Source organism: Pseudomonas sp. BBP2017 (assembly GCF_003024385.1).
Taxonomy (GTDB): domain Bacteria; phylum Pseudomonadota; class Gammaproteobacteria; order Pseudomonadales; family Pseudomonadaceae; genus Aquipseudomonas.
Map to the genome: position 1 here is coordinate 1 of NZ_PVZN01000052.1, position 268 is coordinate 268.

Annotated in this window: 1 protein-coding gene; it reads right to left on the reverse strand. The window is 63.1% G+C overall.

Annotated elements, in window-relative coordinates; all coding sequences use genetic code 11:
• A partial coding sequence (locus C6382_RS24070; RefSeq protein WP_158262125.1) for an immunoglobulin-like domain-containing protein occupies window positions 1-268 on the reverse strand: 268 nt, incomplete at both ends.

A 268-nucleotide genomic window follows, 5' to 3' on the forward strand; every position in this document is an offset into this window, starting at 1 on the left:
GACCGTCGTGGTGTCGACCACCGTCGAGGTCGCCGAGCCACTGCCGTCTTTGACTTCCAGCTTTTCAAAGCCCGGGCCGTTGACACCGGTGATCGTGGCGGTCAGTTCGGTGCCGTCCTTGTAGACGTCTTCGCCGTTGGTAGCCGGAACCGTCAGGGTGCCCGTGGTCTGACCATCGGCAATGGTGATCACGCCACGGTCGGTGGTGATCGTGGTCACGCCTTGGGAGGCATGGCTCAGCGTGGCAGTGAAGATGTACTGCGCCGAC